Annotated in this window: 13 protein-coding genes; 4 read left to right on the top strand and 9 right to left on the bottom strand. The window is 63.2% G+C overall.

Translation table 11 applies throughout. From position 1 onward, the window contains the following. The first annotated feature begins 25 nt into the window (after nucleotides 1–25). The 3 genes from NCS58_RS03320 to NCS58_RS03310 are packed head-to-tail and all read left to right on the top strand — an operon-like array spanning nucleotide 26 to nucleotide 2182. Nucleotides 26–472 (top strand): nuclear transport factor 2 family protein, encoded by a 447-nt coding sequence (locus NCS58_RS03320; protein ID WP_061117704.1) that lies wholly within the window; start codon nucleotides 26–28, stop codon nucleotides 470–472. Between the two features lie 45 nt (nucleotides 473–517). Further along, complete coding sequence (locus NCS58_RS03315) at nucleotides 518–1591, top strand: YheT family hydrolase (RefSeq protein WP_061117705.1); 1074 nt, start codon at nucleotides 518–520, stop codon at nucleotides 1589–1591. A 6-nt stretch (nucleotides 1592–1597) separates the two neighbouring features. Next, a complete protein-coding gene (locus tag NCS58_RS03310) occupies nucleotides 1598–2182 on the top strand; it encodes a DUF2946 family protein (RefSeq protein ID WP_061117706.1) in 585 nt (194 codons plus the stop codon). A gap of 1 nt (nucleotide 2183) precedes the next feature. On the opposite strand, the gene NCS58_RS03305 is transcribed toward NCS58_RS03310, so the two are convergent. Further along, nucleotides 2184–4184, bottom strand: coding sequence for a M48 family metalloprotease (locus tag NCS58_RS03305; RefSeq protein ID WP_250537844.1), 2001 nt, complete (start codon nucleotides 4182–4184; stop codon nucleotides 2184–2186). A gap of 176 nt (nucleotides 4185–4360) precedes the next feature. Between NCS58_RS03305 and moaC the strand changes: the two genes are divergently transcribed. Next, nucleotides 4361–4858 (top strand): cyclic pyranopterin monophosphate synthase MoaC, encoded by a 498-nt coding sequence (moaC, locus tag NCS58_RS03300; protein WP_061117708.1) that lies wholly within the window; start codon nucleotides 4361–4363, stop codon nucleotides 4856–4858. Nucleotides 4859–4864: 6 nt separating this feature from the next. On the opposite strand, the gene NCS58_RS03295 is transcribed toward moaC, so the two are convergent. The 8 genes from NCS58_RS03295 to recX form a co-directional block, all read right to left on the bottom strand. Beyond that, a complete protein-coding gene (locus NCS58_RS03295; protein WP_250537843.1) occupies nucleotides 4865–6670 on the bottom strand; it encodes a PglL family O-oligosaccharyltransferase in 1806 nt (601 codons plus the stop codon). Nucleotides 6671–6793: 123 nt separating this feature from the next. Next, on the bottom strand, nucleotides 6794–8500 hold the full coding sequence (gene ltrA, locus NCS58_RS03290) for a group II intron reverse transcriptase/maturase (protein WP_250489867.1): 1707 nt from the start codon (nucleotides 8498–8500) through the stop codon (nucleotides 6794–6796). A 1249-nt stretch (nucleotides 8501–9749) separates the two neighbouring features. Beyond that, a complete protein-coding gene (locus NCS58_RS03285) occupies nucleotides 9750–10343 on the bottom strand; it encodes a pilin (protein WP_284502120.1) in 594 nt (197 codons plus the stop codon). Nucleotides 10344–10467: 124 nt separating this feature from the next. Then, entirely contained in the window at nucleotides 10468–11178 is a 711-nt protein-coding gene (locus NCS58_RS03280; protein ID WP_061117710.1) for a TerC family protein, read from the bottom strand. 126 nt (nucleotides 11179–11304) lie between these two features. Further along, a complete protein-coding gene (gene sucD, locus NCS58_RS03275) occupies nucleotides 11305–12186 on the bottom strand; it encodes a succinate--CoA ligase subunit alpha (protein ID WP_008351350.1) in 882 nt (293 codons plus the stop codon). Between the two features lie 100 nt (nucleotides 12187–12286). Beyond that, nucleotides 12287–13468: an ADP-forming succinate--CoA ligase subunit beta gene (sucC, locus tag NCS58_RS03270; RefSeq protein WP_311394659.1), complete on the bottom strand. Its 1182-nt coding sequence runs from the start codon at nucleotides 13466–13468 to the stop codon at nucleotides 12287–12289. Nucleotides 13469–13563: 95 nt separating this feature from the next. After that, entirely contained in the window at nucleotides 13564–14253 is a 690-nt protein-coding gene (locus NCS58_RS03265) for a DUF2889 domain-containing protein (RefSeq protein WP_409241522.1), read from the bottom strand. An 80-nt stretch (nucleotides 14254–14333) separates the two neighbouring features. Next, nucleotides 14334–15074: a recombination regulator RecX gene (recX, locus tag NCS58_RS03260; protein ID WP_250537979.1), complete on the bottom strand. Its 741-nt coding sequence runs from the start codon at nucleotides 15072–15074 to the stop codon at nucleotides 14334–14336. Between the last annotated feature and the right edge of the window lie 200 nt (nucleotides 15075–15274).

The following is a 15274-nucleotide window of genomic DNA, read 5'->3' as shown; positions in this document are numbered from 1 at the left end:
ACCGAATGCCAGAGACCCACGAGCCATGCCACGTTTCGCCCGCCTCTTCGAAGCCGCAGCCGATACTCTCAACGCTTACTATCAGGCGGTCGCGGACAACAGCATCGACAGTGTCATGTCGTTGTGGATCGACGAGGAGTTCGCCACCTGCGTCTGCGCGGACGGCACGCATCTGCACGGGCTGGAAAGCATCCGCGCCGGTCTCGGCAAGCAATTCGAAACGCAGGCGGTGACCATCGAGCCGCTCGATATCCGCGTGTACGACAGCTTAGGCACGGTGGTCTATGCGATCGCCGAGGCGCACCAGCAGGCCGCGCCCGCGAGCGTACCGCGCATGATCTACACGACCTACGTGATGGTTCACGAGCGCGGCGAGTGGCGCATCGCGCACATTCACGCGAGCGAGATGCCGCCGGACACGGCGGGCCAGTTCGCGGCCAGGCTGCGTCACGGCCAGGGGCCGCTGCACTGAAGGTAGATTTGAAGCGCTGAAGAAGACGTCTGTCGGGGAGGGGCCATGAAGCGCGATCCGTTGATGAAACACGATTCGTCATTCGTGGACAAAGCGCCTGCCGTCGCGCTGAAGGCAACCGCGCGCGTTCCGGGGCTGCCGGGCTCGGAATGGCTGTACAACGCGCCGCGCTGGCTGCCGACGAGCCACGCACAGACCATCGTCCCTGCCCTGTTCGGTCGAAAACCCGATGTGGGCTATCGGCGCGAGCGCTGGAACACGCCCGATGGCGATTTCATCGATCTCGACTTCCTCGCGCACGAAACCGGCGACGAACCCGCCGCAAATGCCCCGCTCTTCGTGCTCTTTCACGGCCTCGAAGGCAATTCAGATTCGCACTACGCCCGCACGATGATGGCCGCCGCCCGCGCGCGCGGCTGGCGTGGTGTCGTGCCGCATTTTCGCAGTTGCAGCGGCCCGCTCAACCTGCTGCCGCGCTTCTACCATCTCGCGGATAGCGCAGAAGTCGACTGGATCCTGCGTCGGCTCGCGCAGACGCATCCCGGGCCGGTCGTCGCGGCGGGCGTCTCGCTCGGCGGCAATGTGCTTTTGCACTGGCTATGCCAAAGCGGCAAGGATGCGTCGATCGTCAGCGCAGCCGCGGCCATCTCCGCGCCGCTCGACGTCCACGCCGGCGGCCTCGCGATCTCGCAGGGCTTCGGCATGGTCTATACGCGCAGCTTCCTGAAATCGCTCAAGAAGAAGGCGCTCGCGAAGCTCGGCCAGTATCCTGGTCTTTACGATCGCAACGCCGTGCTCGCGGCGCGCACGCTGTACGAGTTCGACAACGTCGTCACGGCGCCGCTGCACGGCTTTCGCGACACCGATCACTATTGGTCGACGGCGACCACCCGCGCGCATCTGAAGCACATCGAAGTGCCCGCGCTGCTGCTGAACGCGCGCAACGATCCGTTCCTGCCCGAGTTCGCGCTGCCGTCGCTTGCTGAAGTGTCCGAGCGAGTCACGCTCGACCAGCCGAACCACGGCGGGCACGTCGGCTTCATGACGGGGCCGTTTCCCGGCCGGATCGACTGGCTGTCGCTGCGTGTGTTCGGCTATCTGGAGAACTTCGTTTCGTGAACGATCATGGATGAAATCGTCAAACAGGCGCTCGCCAAATGGCCCAACGTTCCGCACTGCACGGGCTGGCTGCTGCTCGACCGACGCGGCCAGTGGCGCATGCGCGACGACGCCGCCCAGGCTGCCGGCGAACTCGGGACGCCGATCCGGCATGAAGCGCTGCTGGGCTTCATCAACCGCAACTACGAAAGCGATGCAGACGGCCAGTGGTTCTTCCAGAACGGTCCGCAGCGCGTCTATGTGGAACTGGCCTACACGCCGTGGATCGTGCGCCTGCACGCGGCGGACGGCGTATTACGCCTGACGGATCAGGCCGGCGCGGCATTCGAGCCGGCGCAGGCGTACATCGACGACGAAGGCGGCATCCTCTTTTCCGACGACGCATCGCCGGCGCGCGTGGCCGCCATGCACGACCACGATCTCGAACTGTTCGCGAATCACGCGTCGCTCGACGATGCGGGCAAGGGCGGCATTTTCCATTGGCGCGATGGCGTCGATCTGCCCGTGCAGCCGATCGCACGCGCCGACGTCGCGACGCGTTTCGGCTTCGTCGCGAGTCCGGCAAACCGCGCCGCCGCGAAGAAAGACTGACCTAGCCGTTCTTCTCCAGCTCGCGCTCTTCCTTGTAGCGCATTTCAAAATCGCGCAGGCGCGCGGAAATCGTTGAAAGATCGTAGAAGCTCGCGGTCTTCACATCGCGCGCTTCCTTCAGTTGCCGGATCGCGGATAGCCACGCGCCGTCCAGCGCGAACTTCTCCGCCATCGCCTGATGTTGTTGCAGCGGATCGTTCAGACCCGCGCTCGCCTGCGCGAGATAGAACCACCAGTCGGGCCGCGTCGGCTCGGCGCGCGTTTCGCGGCGTGCGAGCGTCTGCGCTTCGGCGAAGCGGCGTGCGGAAAGCAGCGCCTGCAGATGCACGTCGCTGGCCGCGTGGGACGCCGGCCAGCGTTTCTGCGCGATGTCCGCGAGGCGGATCGCGTCGTCGTTGCGGCCCGCGCGGCGGGCGATGTCAGCGGCGAGCACGTCGAGGCTCGGCGTGCTGCGTAATGCTTGCGGCGCGGGCTGCGGTTTTGGCGCCGGTGCCGTTCGGCCTTCGACGTGAACCGGCGCCAGCGCAATGTCGCTGCTCGCGCGAGGCGCCGTCGCCGGCGTCGAATCGGGCTGCGGTGCGTGGCCGAGATTCAGCGCCGCGCGTGCGTGATCGAGCGGCGTTGCGGTCATCGAAGGATCGGCGTTGCGCAGCGACTGCGCGCCGCCCTTTCGCGAAGGCACGGGCGGCGCGGTCGCGGCCACGTCCTGCGGCGCATGCGCGCGATCCTCCTGCTGAACCTGCGCCGATGCCGCCGCGCTCGCCTCCTCGCCCTCGAACAGCTTGCGTGCTTTGGCGAGTGCGTCGTTGGCCGCATCGAAATTGCCCATCAACGATTGCGCCAGTGCAATTCCATACCAGTTCGATGCCGGATTGAGCGCCGTCTGATCCTCGATTTCCGATTTGAGCCGGCTCGCGACCTCGCGATAATCGCTCGCGTAATTCACCTGCAGCACGCGCGCGCGGGCACGCACGAACGCATATTCCGCCGATTGGCGTGGCTGCCGGTACGGCACGCGCCGCGCGCGGCCTTCCATGTCGGCGATGCGATCGGTCGTGAGCGGATGCGTGCGCACGTAGGGCGGCACGCCGTTATCGGCCATCGACGCGCGGTCGAGGCGCTCGAAGAACGCCACCATCGCGTATGGATCGTATCCGGCGGCGGCGAGCATCTGGAACCCGACGCGATCGGCCTCGTGCTCGGCCGCGCGCGAGAAGCGCAGTTGATTGTCGACGGCGAACGCCTGTCCGCCCATCGCGATGCCCATGCCCAGATCTCCGCTGTGCGCGAGCAGCCCCGCGAGCATGCCGGCGACCATCGCCGCGAGCGCCGCGTAGGTGCTCTTTTCCTGCGTGCCGAGCATGCGCGCGATGTGGCGCTGAAGCACATGCCCCATTTCGTGGCCGATCACCGACGCCAGTTCCGACTCGGTCTGCGTCGCGGCGACCAAGCCCGTATTCACGCCGATGAAGCCGCCCGGCATCGAGAATGCGTTGATCTGCGGATCGCGCACGGCGAAAAGATCGAAATCCGGCCGATAGCCGCCGAGATACTGTGTCGCTGCGGCCGCGGAGAGCTTCGAGGAGATCGAATCGAGGTAATCCCGCAGCAGCCAGTCGTCGAGATAGTCGGGATCGGCGCGCACTTCACGCATCATCCGCTCGCCGACCTTGCGCTCGGCCTGTGGGGTGAGCGAGCCGCCAGAGCCATCGCCGAGATCCGGAAGCTGCACCGACGAGAGCGGTGCGCGCAGGCCGGACATCGTGCCCGGACGATTCGCGAAACGGCTTTCCGCGCCGCCGTATACGCCGAACACGCCATCCGCGACATTGGCTGGCACGTCGCTGACAGTGTTTTCCTGCGATGAACGCAGTTGCGAGGCCGCGAGCGTGCCGGTCGAACTCGCGGAAGGCGCACTCGATTGCGCCAGCGCCGCGGGCGGCATGGCGAGGGCAACACACAGCAGGGAGATGAGCACGCGGCTCGGACGTGTCGGATGCATGGCGCGAAACGGTCGAAGCGCCGATGGTCGGCTCGAAAACTGAAACGAGCTTATCGTATCAAGTGTTGCGCGGGGGGCGTCCCGCGTCGGCCCTGCGTCGCGCCGGAGCGCGACCTTTCGCGAAAAACCGCGCGAAATCACGCTGGTATGATAGGCGCCCATTCGAAGGAGACGCTATGTCCGGACTCACCCATTTCGATGCCGCCGGCGAGGCGCACATGGTCGATGTCGGCGCAAAGAACGAAACGCGGCGGGTCGCCGTGGCGCGCGGCTCGATCGCGATGCTCGACGGCACGCTCGCGCTGATCCGCGAAGGCCGCGCGAAAAAAGGCGACGTGCTCGGCGTCGCGCGCATCGCCGCGATTCAGGGGGCGAAGCGCACGGCCGATCTGATCCCGCTGTGTCATCCGTTGGCGCTGACGCGCGTCGCGGTGGATTTCACGATCGACGAGGCGCTGCCCGGCGTGCATTGCGAAGTGCGTGTGGAGACGGTCGGACGCACGGGTGTGGAGATGGAAGCGCTGACCGCCGTGCAGGTCGGGCTCCTGACCATTTATGACATGTGCAAGGCGGTGGATCGGGGGATGACCATCACGAACGTGCGCGTGATGGAGAAGCACGGAGGAAAATCCGGCGATTGGGTGGCGGACGATCACACATCGCCGACACCCTGATCCGCCTCACTCCTCGTCGTCGTCCGCCGAAGACTCCTGACTCTGCGCCGGCACCCCATACAGCTTCACCAGATCCGCCCTGAAGGAAGCCAGCGGCTTGCCCGCCTCGTCGACCAGATCGTAGACGGCCGCAAGCTGCTTCGGCCAGTCGTGTAACTGCGTGGCGAAGATTTTCAGGCGCGCCATCGTGTCGAGCGCTTCGGCGCGCTGTCCGGCAAGCGCCTGCAGCACCGCGTATCGGCGCAACACCGTCTCGCCCGGCAACAGCGCGATCGCCTTCCGATGCGCGGCGAGCTTCTCCTCGACGTTCTGCGCGTTGATCGGCAACAGCGTCGCCGCACCGTATTCGCCCCACGCCGTGAACAGGAACGACGGATCGTCCCGATATTGCTCCGCCGGCCGCGATCCGTAATAGAGCACTTCGGCGCGGTTGTAGTCACGCATCGTCGGATAGAGCGCTGCGAGCCCGCCGAGCACGAGCACGACGTACACGCCATACGACAGCGGACGCGCGACGAGGCGCAGCGGCCGCGTCTCCAGCAGCCCGATGACGAGCATCGCCGGCATGAGAAAGAACATGTACTGCTGCGGATACTCGACGAGCGCGTGCATCATCAGCACGCCGAGCAGCGACAGGGCGAAAATGCGCGCCGGCGTCTGCGGCGCGCGCAGCACGCGAATCAGCCAGAACACGATGCCCGCGACGAGAATCGCCATCCCGAGCGCGCCCGTTTTTGCGAGCAGGTCGATGAAGATGTCGTGCGCATTATTCGCAACCTCGACACCGCCGAGATCGCGGACGAGATCGAACTGATAGCGCGGAAACTCGCCCCAGCCGACGCCCAGCAACGGATGCGTCTTGAACATCGTCCAGCCGTATTTCCAGAGCGCGAGGCGCGGCGCGATCTGACTGGCTTCCTGCATGCGCTCCGCCGCCGATTGCGCAAGACCGAAGTCGTAGCGCACGTTCGCCCAGCGCACCGCCGCGTTCACGGCGAAGAAGACGATTGCAAGCAGAATCGGGACGATCCACGCACGCACATCACGCCGGCCCGGGCCGTCGAAACCCTCCGACGCAACCGGACGCCCGATAACGAACGCCATCCAGAATCCGGCGACGACGATCACCGCCGTTTGCAGCCACGGACCGCGCGACACCGTGAGCGCGAGCCCGAGTGAGTAAGCCGCCGACAGAATCAGCCACAACACGATCGGCAGCCGCCGCGCCTGCACGAAATACAACGCCGCCGCCAGCGCGAACGCGATCACGGTCGCGAGGTGATTCGCCTGCGCCATATTGCCGAAGGGGCGCCTTTCGACCATCACGTTGTACGCGACCACGAATGGCGTGAACTTCACTTCGAGATGCAGCAACTGCACGATCTGGCAGAAGACTGCGAACAGTCCGCCGACCATCAGCGCCGCCGCGCCGATTCTCAGCGTCTTCTCGGCAAGCCCTGCCCGCACGAGTCCGAAGCCCGTATGCACCGCGACGAACGATGCAAGCAGATACGCGCCGCCGAGCCAGTTCATCGATGGCTGAGCGACCGGCAACAACAGCGTCTGCGCGACGAGCAGCACGCCGAACGCGAGCGGCATCAGCGCGACGACCGGCGACGCGAACGGCACCTTGGGCTCCGATACGCGCACGAGCAGCGCAACCGTCGCGCCGAGCGCCAGATAGAGCGCGAGCGCGCTGTATTCGGCGTAGAAAGTCGGAATCGGATACGTATGGTTGACGACCGCGAAAGGAATCGTCAACGCAAGACACAGGACAGCAAAACAAAGAAAGCGTGCGTAGTGGGAAGGCATGAGGGCAAGGAACGTCGGGTAGGGTAGCCCCCCCTCCTTGCGAAAGAGGAGCCCCCTAGGAACCGTACGTGCGAGTTTCCCCGCATACGGCTCGAGCCTACAGATTTCTTATACAAAGCCCCGTCATTGCAACGACGGGGCCGGCTTAGTTACGACAAGTTTACCAACGTGCACCTGCCGGTGGCAGTCCGGATGGAGCAAAACCCGGTTGGAGAGAGCGTCTGATCCGCCATGCATCCGGTATTCAAGATGATGATCGTGCCAGCCAGTCTCTTCCGTCAGGGCACTACCACAGTGCGCACACATCCCGCTCTGTGACATATACAGCGAAGCCCATTGCTTGCGATAGCGCATTGATTCCCACATGCGCATCTGTCGCAACTGCTCCCCGTATTGCTCCCACTGCGGATCAAAGGGATTGAAGTCACCCTTGACCTTCTTGTGTCGCCTGATTTCCATACCGCTGAGTTGGTACAGCTCAAGCAACCCCGTACTCCCATCGTCCCGAACTATCGGGACAGCGAACACCCAATTTCGACTACCGGTCGAGTGAAAGTACTTCTGCTTCACCCAATCGGTGTTCTTGTTCGGATGCCGCCGTTTCGACCACCGCCAGAGTCGGAAAAACACCAGCGACTCCATGCGGCTGTAGGCCTGCTTGGCAACCACCGAGCTGTGATACTGCGCCCAGCCCCGTAACATCGGGTTCAGCAGGCGGATCAGTTCCGCCTGTTTCACCGTCTTGTGACCGCTGATCGTATCCGCCACCTTTCGGTAGAACGTCTGCACATTCTTCCGGCTCGGCTTGATGAGCAGTGTCCCCGAGTACTTCCGGAAATTCCACCCAAGGAAATCGAAGCCTTCGTCAATGTGTGTGATACGCGTTTTCGCCTCGGACAGTCGCAAGCCTCGTACAGCAAGGAATGCTTCCACCCAAGGCCTGACCTCGTTTTCCAGAATCTCTTTCGAGTCGCCGGTGATCACGAAGTCATCCGCATATCGAACCACATTCACTTTCAGCTTCTTTGCCTTTGCGATCCCGAATTTCGCACCGAGGTGCGCAATCAGTTCACGCTCCAGCCCGTTCAGCGTCACGTTTGCCAGCGTCGGGGAGATGATGCCTCCCTGCGGCGTACCGGCCTCAGTCGCCTGTAGCTGCCCCTTGTAAATCAGGCCAGCCTTCAACCACTTCCGAAGGACTTCCCTATCCATCGGGACATGTCGTTCCAGCCAGTCGTGGTTGATGTGGTCAAAGCACCCCTTGATATCCGCTTCGAGCACCCATTGCGATGAACTGCGCCGGGCCATGACAACGAAAATCTGGGACATGGCGTCGGCCGTCGAGCGGTTTAACCTGAACCCATACGAGTTCGGATCGCTCGTCGACTCCGACGCCGGCTCCAAAGCCAGCAAATACAGGGCTTGCATCGCCCTGTCCCGCATGGTTGGGATGCCCAAAGGGCGCTCCTTTCCATTGGCTTTGGGGATAAAGACTCTCCGTAAAGGCAGAGGCCTGTATCCACGCCGCTTTAACCTGCCGACGGCACGCCATCGGCTTTCAGGCGAATCCCACAGTTCGCGATCGACTCCAGCCGTTCGCGCACCCTGGTTCTGCGTAACACGTCGTACCGCGTACAACTTTGCGGACAACGTGCGGGTAAGCATCCGTTGCAAGGCTTTCACCCTGCGCCAGTCGCCTTCCCGCGTCGCCTTCGCAATTCGGATCTGCATCCCTCTCACGTTCCGTTCAACCCGACGCCAATCGACGGCGTACCAGTTATCCGGCGCGTGGGAAAGCGCAGATCCGGTCTTTCGACTGGATACTTTCATGCTGCTCTCCTACCTTGGATTAGATCCCCGGCAGGAGGCGCATCTTCCCCAGCGGGAAGACACACCCCGCTGGGGAACAACAAACACCTCAATATGGGCGCATGCACCCATATCTCGATCAAACACCTCAGTACGAGCGCATGCGCCCGTACCTCACCAAGTTACAGAGGGTAGTCAGCCGTCTTACGACGGTAGACCAGACGGAAGTCTGCCCGCTTTCGCGTGGGGCGATGTCTAAGCCCCTATCCGAACCATTACAGCCCAGCATTCGCTTTTTCCGTCCTCCCATACCTGCACAATCAACAGCGTCCCTTACGGTTCGCCTGCCAGCAGTACAGCACTGGCAACCATACAGGCTTACCACGTTCCCGGCATGTCACACGACTGACGTAGGTTCTGCCTCTTCCCCGGTGGCTTGATGACGACGTAATCCGACGGTTGAGCGGATTAACCAGCCACGTACCTTTTGGTTAGAGCCCGATGTTCAAGCAGCTTTGGCTCCTCAGTGCTTACGAGGTTTATCAGCAGTTCACGTACGTTAACCTTATCAGCCAGCCTAGCTCCTCAACCCCCTTGCTGCTGGGAGTCTCCAGATCGTTCCTCGCGGAACCGGTCTGCCCGAAACGTCCAGGGGCTACGTTGTCAGAAGAGCTTCACACCCCACCGTTGCCAGTGACGCATGTCTTCCTAGGCTACTGCTGGTCGTACAGCAGGTTCACTTCCTCGCCCAGACTGCAGGTGAGGCAAAACAATGACACACCGAGCTTTCGCTCGTATCGGCTAGCGACTCCGTCGCCTAGTGGCGCAGGAAATGCACACATCATTCCGCCCTGTCGGCGGAGAGGAAGCCGCTGACTGGGCGGGACCTGACGGTAATCAGGTCAATGCAATGCGGTATCCGGCAAACTACTCCGGGTCCCGCTTTCACTAAAAGAAACCGTGCTCACAAACAGCACGTCTACTGCCTAAATTGCGGCCCACAAGGGGGCCGCCTGTGGAGGGCATGGTGATCCGGCCGAGGCCGATTCAATAACCCTCTAGTCGATGCCCCGTAACGTGGGGCATACGGACACGAGCGTGCGTGTCGCACCAACCGGCGCACTATACAAAACTTTGCCCCCGCTGTCCGTCGAACGGCCGGAATTGCAACGAAATCGCTGCTTATCGTGCAAAAACGACGTCGCAAAGACGCGGCGGCGCCGTAAATCCTGCCGCCGCGCTTACCTCTCGTGCCGAACTTTCGCACCGCTTACGCGCGGCACTCCGGCGGGGCGAGGTTCGCCCGGAGCGTCGGCGCTTGCGTCGGCAACGGACCGGCGCCCGGCGCGGGCAGCGACGAGTCCGTCTTTGCGGCCGCGAAGCATTCCCATGTCACCGAGCCTGCCTGCACCACGCCGCGGCTCAACGCGACGCGCGCGGTCGGGGTATCGGCGTTATCGGGCGTCGAGGGTACGAGCACGAGCGTGTTCGAACCCGCGGGCGCGACGCGCGTCGTGTAGGCGATCGTAATCTGCCCGGTGTCGCTGTCGACGTGAATGGACTCGACGTTGCGCGTGCCCGGCGGCGACGAAAACCCGCCCGCGAGGTCCGCGCCGCTCGCCGCGTTCTCAGCGACCGCGAGCCGCGCGGCCGCGGCGAGCGTGATGCCCTCGCCCACGCGGCTTCGCGCCAGATAATCCTGGTAAGCGGGTATCGCATACGCCGCGACCACGCCGACGATCGCGAGCACGATCATCAGTTCGATCAACGTGAAGCCGCGCGTCAGCACTTCTTGCGCGCGCCTCCCGAACCACCCTGCGCGCCGTTCGCACGGCGCGCCCAAACTACAAGCCATCGTCGTCATTGCTGCTCCAAGAAAACAAGAAAGCGCCCTGCCGCGCGATGCGGTCAGGACGCTTCGATCGTATTGAGGGAGCGCAACGGGCGACAGTCGGCCGAACGGCCTAGGCAATTTCGCGGACGTGTGCTCAGCCAGCCGCGCGATTGCCCTCGGCGAGCGCGCGGCGCTTGAGCAGCCAGCCCAGCGCAAGGACGAACAACGCGCCGGCGGCGCGTGCCGTATAGCCGGCGAGTTCGGTGTTGAGCGCGGGCCATCGGTCGATGAACGGATCGTCGATGATGAGCCCGCCCGCGATCCATCCGAGCAGGCCCGCTCCGAGCAGCACGACGACCGGGAAGCGGTCGAGCAGCTTCAACACCAGCGTGCTGCCCCACACGATGAGCGGAATGCTCACGATCAGCCCGAAGATCACCAATGCGAGCCGATGACGCGGATCGGCGGCTTCGGCCGCGCCGGCGATCGCGATCACGTTGTCGAGGCTCATCACGGCATCCGCGATGATGATCGTCTTCACCGCCGCCCACAGACGGTCCGATGCGGTGATCTGATGCTCGTCGTGATCCGGCTGCATCAACTTCACGCCGATCCACAAAAGCAGCATGCCGCCCACGAACTTGAGGAACGGAACGTCGAGCAACATCACGGCGAACGCAATCAGCACGACGCGCAGGATGATCGCGCCGAGCGTACCGAGCACGATGCCGCGCGTGCGCTGCTGATCGGGGAGGTTGCGGCAAGCGAGCGCGATCACGACGGCGTTATCGCCGCCGAGCAGAATGTCGATCACGATGATCTGAACGACCGCGCCCCAATGAAGCGTTGAGAAGAATTCGAGCATGTAGCAAAGAGAAAGCAGGCGCCGAAATGAAAAAGCGAGGAAGCAACGCTCCCTCGCTTTTGATCGGCTTTATACGAAAGGAATCAGTAAGAGTACCAAACCCTCGCGTAATTTGCCCGCTCGATTTCAGAGAACCGACTTCAGCAGACGCGCCATCTCCGACGGATTCTTCGTGACCTTGATGCCGCACGCGTCCATGATTTCCAGCTTGGCGTCCGCCGTGTCCGCCCCGCCCGAGATCAGCGCGCCAGCGTGGCCCATGCGCTTGCCCGGGGGCGCCGTCACGCCCGCGATGAAGCCGACGACCGGCTTCTTCATGTTGTCTTTGATCCAGTAAGCGGCATTCGCTTCGTCCGGACCGCCGATCTCGCCGATCATGATGACGGCGTCCGTCTCCGGATCGTCGTTGAACATCTTCATCACGTCGATGTGCTTGAGACCGTTGATCGGATCGCCGCCGATACCGACCGCCGACGACTGGCCGAGGCCGAGCGCCGTCAACTGACCGACTGCTTCATACGTCAGCGTGCCCGAACGCGACACCACGCCGATGCGGCCCTTCTTGTGGATGTGACCCGGCATGATGCCGATCTTCAGCTCGTCCGGCGTGATCGTGCCGGGGCAGTTCGGTCCGAGCAGCAGCGTCTTGCGGTTTTCGCGGCGCATGCGGTCCTTGATCTCGAGCATGTCGCGAACCGGAATGCCTTCCGTGATGCAGATCGCGAGATCGAGATCGGCCTCGACGGCTTCCCAGATCGCAGCGGCTGCGCCTGCGGGCGGCACGTAGATCACCGAAACGGTCGCGCCCGTTTCAGCCTTCGCTTCCTTGACGGACGCATAGATAGGAATGCCTTCGAAGTCCTCTCCGGCCTTCTTCGGGTTCACGCCCGCGACGTACGCTTCGCGGCCGTTCGCGTATTCGCGGCACGCCCGCGTGTGGAACTGGCCGGTCTTGCCGGTGATGCCCTGCGTGATGACCTTCGTGTCTTTGTTGATCAGAATCGACATGTAGTGACCTCTGTTCGTTTGGCGTCGCTCAGGCTCGCGCCCGGCGCCGCCATTCGTATCTGGTGGAACGCTCTCTTAGGCTCGGTAAGCGAAAACGCGCTTACTTGCCTTCGGCTGCCGCGACGACCTTCTGCGCGGCTTCTTCCATGCTGTCCGCCGAGATGATCGGCAAGCCCGAATCAGCCAGCATCTTCTTGCCGAGGTCTTCGTTCGTGCCCTTCATGCGCACGACGAGCGGCACTTGCAGATGCACTGCCTTCGACGCCGCGATCACGCCTTCCGCGATCACGTCGCAGCGCATGATGCCGCCGAAGATGTTCACGAGAATCGCCTTCAGGTTCGGATTCTTCAGCATCAGCTTGAACGCTTCGGTCACCTTCTCCGTCGTCGCGCCGCCGCCGACGTCGAGGAAGTTGGCCGGCTCGCCGCCGAACAGCTTGATGGTGTCCATCGTCGCCATCGCCAGACCCGCGCCGTTCACGAGGCAGCCGATGTTGCCGTCGAGCGAGATGTACGCAAGGTCGAACTTCGACGCTTCGACTTCAGCCGGATCTTCTTCGTCCAGATCGCGGTACGCGACGATTTCCGGGTGACGGAAGAGCGCATTCGAATCGAAGTTGAACTTGGCGTCGAGCGCGATGACCTTGCCTTCGCCGGTCACGATCAGCGGGTTGATTTCCGCGAGCGATGCATCGGTTTCGTAGAACGCCTTGTACAGGCCTTGCAGGATCGCGCGCGCTTGCGGGATCGATGCGTCGGGGATGCCGATCTTGCGTGCGAGGTCATCCGCGTCTGCGTCCTGCAGACCCGTCGACGGCTCGACGGCGAACTTGTGCAGCAGCTCGGGCGTCTTTTCCGCGACTTCTTCGATGTCCATGCCGCCTTCGCTCGACGCCATCACGACGACCTTCTGCGAAACGCGGTCGAGCACGAGGCCGACGTACAGTTCCTTCTTGATGTCCGCGCCTTCTTCGATCAGGAGGCGATTCACCTTCTGGCCTTCGGGGCCGGTCTGGTGGGTGACGAGCTGCATGCCGAGGATCTGGTTCGCGTACTCGCGGACCTGCTCGATCGACTTCGCGACCTTCACGCCGCCGCCCTTACCGCGGCCGCCGGCGTGAATCTGCGCCTTGACGACCCAAACCGGGCCGCCCAGCTCTTCCGCGGCCTTGACCGCATCATCCACCGAGAACACGGGTTTGCCGCGCGGGACCGCGACGCCGAATTTCCGCAGGATTTCCTTACCCTGGTACTCGTGAATCTTCATGCGTGATTCCTTCAGTCTGAGAGTTGGAGTGAACTTCTATGTGTTTGAACCGCTGATCTTCTTCGATTCTTGTTTGAATTCCGTGCGTACGCGCAAGCGCCGCCTGCGCGCTACGAGGCGGACTTTGTCTCCGGCCTGTCCTGTACCGTTGTGCCGGTATCCGTTTGCCCGGCGGGTGCGTGACCGAACCAGCGCGGGTAATACTCCTTGACTGCGGGACCGTCGAAGCGCAATGCGTGGCATCGGCCGAGCTGAAACGGCGGCTCGTCCCGCGCTGCGGTCGTGGAGGAATGAACTGCGTCGGATTGATTGAACGGATTGCCGTTCTCGATCTTCCAGACGTCGCCGGCGAATGCCTGAATGGCTGCGGTCGGCAAAACGCCGCACAATTCGGTGAGATGCGTGCAGCCGGCCGCGCCGCGCAGCAGCTTGTTGGCTTCGCGGCGAAAACTTTGGAGCAGATTGAGCCCGATGAGCTTGCGATAAACCGGATTGGACTCGGCGCACAGACCGCCATAGGGCGACCAGTCCGACGATGCTTCGACGTCGACGATGGTGAGCTTGCGGTCGATGGTGATGCGCAGCCAGAGTTCATGGATCGGCAGGCCGTGTGGCCGGACGCCCGTCGCGAGGCGAAAGTCGCGCGGCTTCTCATCGGTTAGACAGGCTTCGATATCCCACAGGCCATCGTCACGCTCGAACGCTTCCAGCCGAATCGCGCGACGATGGCGCAATTGTCGGGGAGCGGGAGGCGAGAGAGGCATGCTGAAAGTGAGCCGGTACGGGGAAAACCGTGGAATTTTAGCATATTGGGTATTTGGAGCCGGGCATACGCGTGACGAATGAAACGCGCGTGCGGTTCGCAGGAGATGGACGGCGCTCAGTCGTCGACGATCTCTTCGCTCCAGTCTTCCTCGCCGCCTTTCAGGATCTTGCCGATCGTGTCGCTCGAAAAACCCCGCGCGGCCAGGAAACGGGCCTGCTTGGCGCGCTCGGCAGGCGTCTCGGGCGGCATGCCGTATTTCTTCTCCCAAACGGCCCGGGCGCGCGCGGTCTCGGATTGCGCGAGCTTGTCGGCGGTTTCGCTGATGAGCGCATCGCCGACGGCGTGACGCTTCAACTCCTCGATGATCCTGCTGCCGCCCATGCGCGACGCCCGCCGATGCACGACGCTTTCGACAAAGCGCTCATTCGACAGCCAGCCGTCGCGCTCGAGGCCGTCGAGAAGGGATTCGAGCGAATCGGCCTCGTCGACGTACGGGCGCAGTTTGCGCGACAACTCCGCGCGGCTGTATTCGCGCCGCGAGAGAAACGCGAGCGCGCGCCCCTTCAGGGAGCGTTGCGGGCGTTTGGAATTGCCGACTTCGGTAGCCGAAGTCTTTCGAGTGCGCTGACTGGAGCGGCTGTAGACCGGCTCGGCCGATTCGGCGTGCGGTCCTTCGCAAGGCACGCACTGTTCGAAGGGCTCGAAAGGATCGGCGTCTTCGAACGGATCCGTGAAGGGAATGGGCTCGGGTTCGGACGGTTTGCTTGCAGGCTCGGCGGGCTGCGGCGCGCGATCAGTGGGACGCGCCTTCGGCTGCTCGGTTGCCTGTTTCAGCAGAGCGCGCGCTTGCGCCAGACGCGCCGCGCGATCACTCTGGTCCGCGCCACTTTCACCGTCTTTAGCGCGGTCAAAAACGCGACGCGGGGGGGCGGGGGGGGTGGGGGGGGGGGGGGGGGTTTTTTTTTTTTTTTTTTACCGGGACATATTACTTTGAACCCCACCCCCCCAGCCTCGTTAGTATGGTTAGGCGGGGTTGGTTACCGTATATTGTTGGT

This window comes from Caballeronia sp. INML3B (genome assembly GCF_023631305.1).
In the GTDB taxonomy this organism is placed as follows: domain Bacteria; phylum Pseudomonadota; class Gammaproteobacteria; order Burkholderiales; family Burkholderiaceae; genus Caballeronia; species Caballeronia turbans.
Note: the sequence above shows the minus strand (reverse complement) of the source record. Positions and strands in the feature narration are given on the sequence as shown.

Excerpts from the sequence above, each read along its gene's own strand:
- sucD (WP_008351350.1), bottom strand. The coding sequence starts at position 12,186 with ATGTCGATTCTGATCAACAAAGACACGAAGGTCATCACGCAGGGCATC.
- NCS58_RS03280 (WP_061117710.1), bottom strand. The coding sequence starts at position 11,178 with ATGCTCGAATTCTTCTCAACGCTTCATTGGGGCGCGGTCGTTCAGATC.
- moaC (WP_061117708.1), top strand. The coding sequence starts at position 4,361 with ATGTCCGGACTCACCCATTTCGATGCCGCCGGCGAGGCGCACATGGTC.
- NCS58_RS03310 (WP_061117706.1), top strand. The coding sequence starts at position 1,598 with ATGGATGAAATCGTCAAACAGGCGCTCGCCAAATGGCCCAACGTTCCG.
- NCS58_RS03315 (WP_061117705.1), top strand. The coding sequence starts at position 518 with ATGAAGCGCGATCCGTTGATGAAACACGATTCGTCATTCGTGGACAAA.
- NCS58_RS03320 (WP_061117704.1), top strand. The coding sequence starts at position 26 with ATGCCACGTTTCGCCCGCCTCTTCGAAGCCGCAGCCGATACTCTCAAC.
- NCS58_RS03295 (WP_250537843.1), bottom strand. The coding sequence starts at position 6,670 with ATGCCTTCCCACTACGCACGCTTTCTTTGTTTTGCTGTCCTGTGTCTT.
- ltrA (WP_250489867.1), bottom strand. The coding sequence starts at position 8,500 with ATGAAAGTATCCAGTCGAAAGACCGGATCTGCGCTTTCCCACGCGCCG.
- NCS58_RS03285 (WP_284502120.1), bottom strand. The coding sequence starts at position 10,343 with ATGACGACGATGGCTTGTAGTTTGGGCGCGCCGTGCGAACGGCGCGCA.
- NCS58_RS03305 (WP_250537844.1), bottom strand. The coding sequence starts at position 4,184 with ATGCATCCGACACGTCCGAGCCGCGTGCTCATCTCCCTGCTGTGTGTT.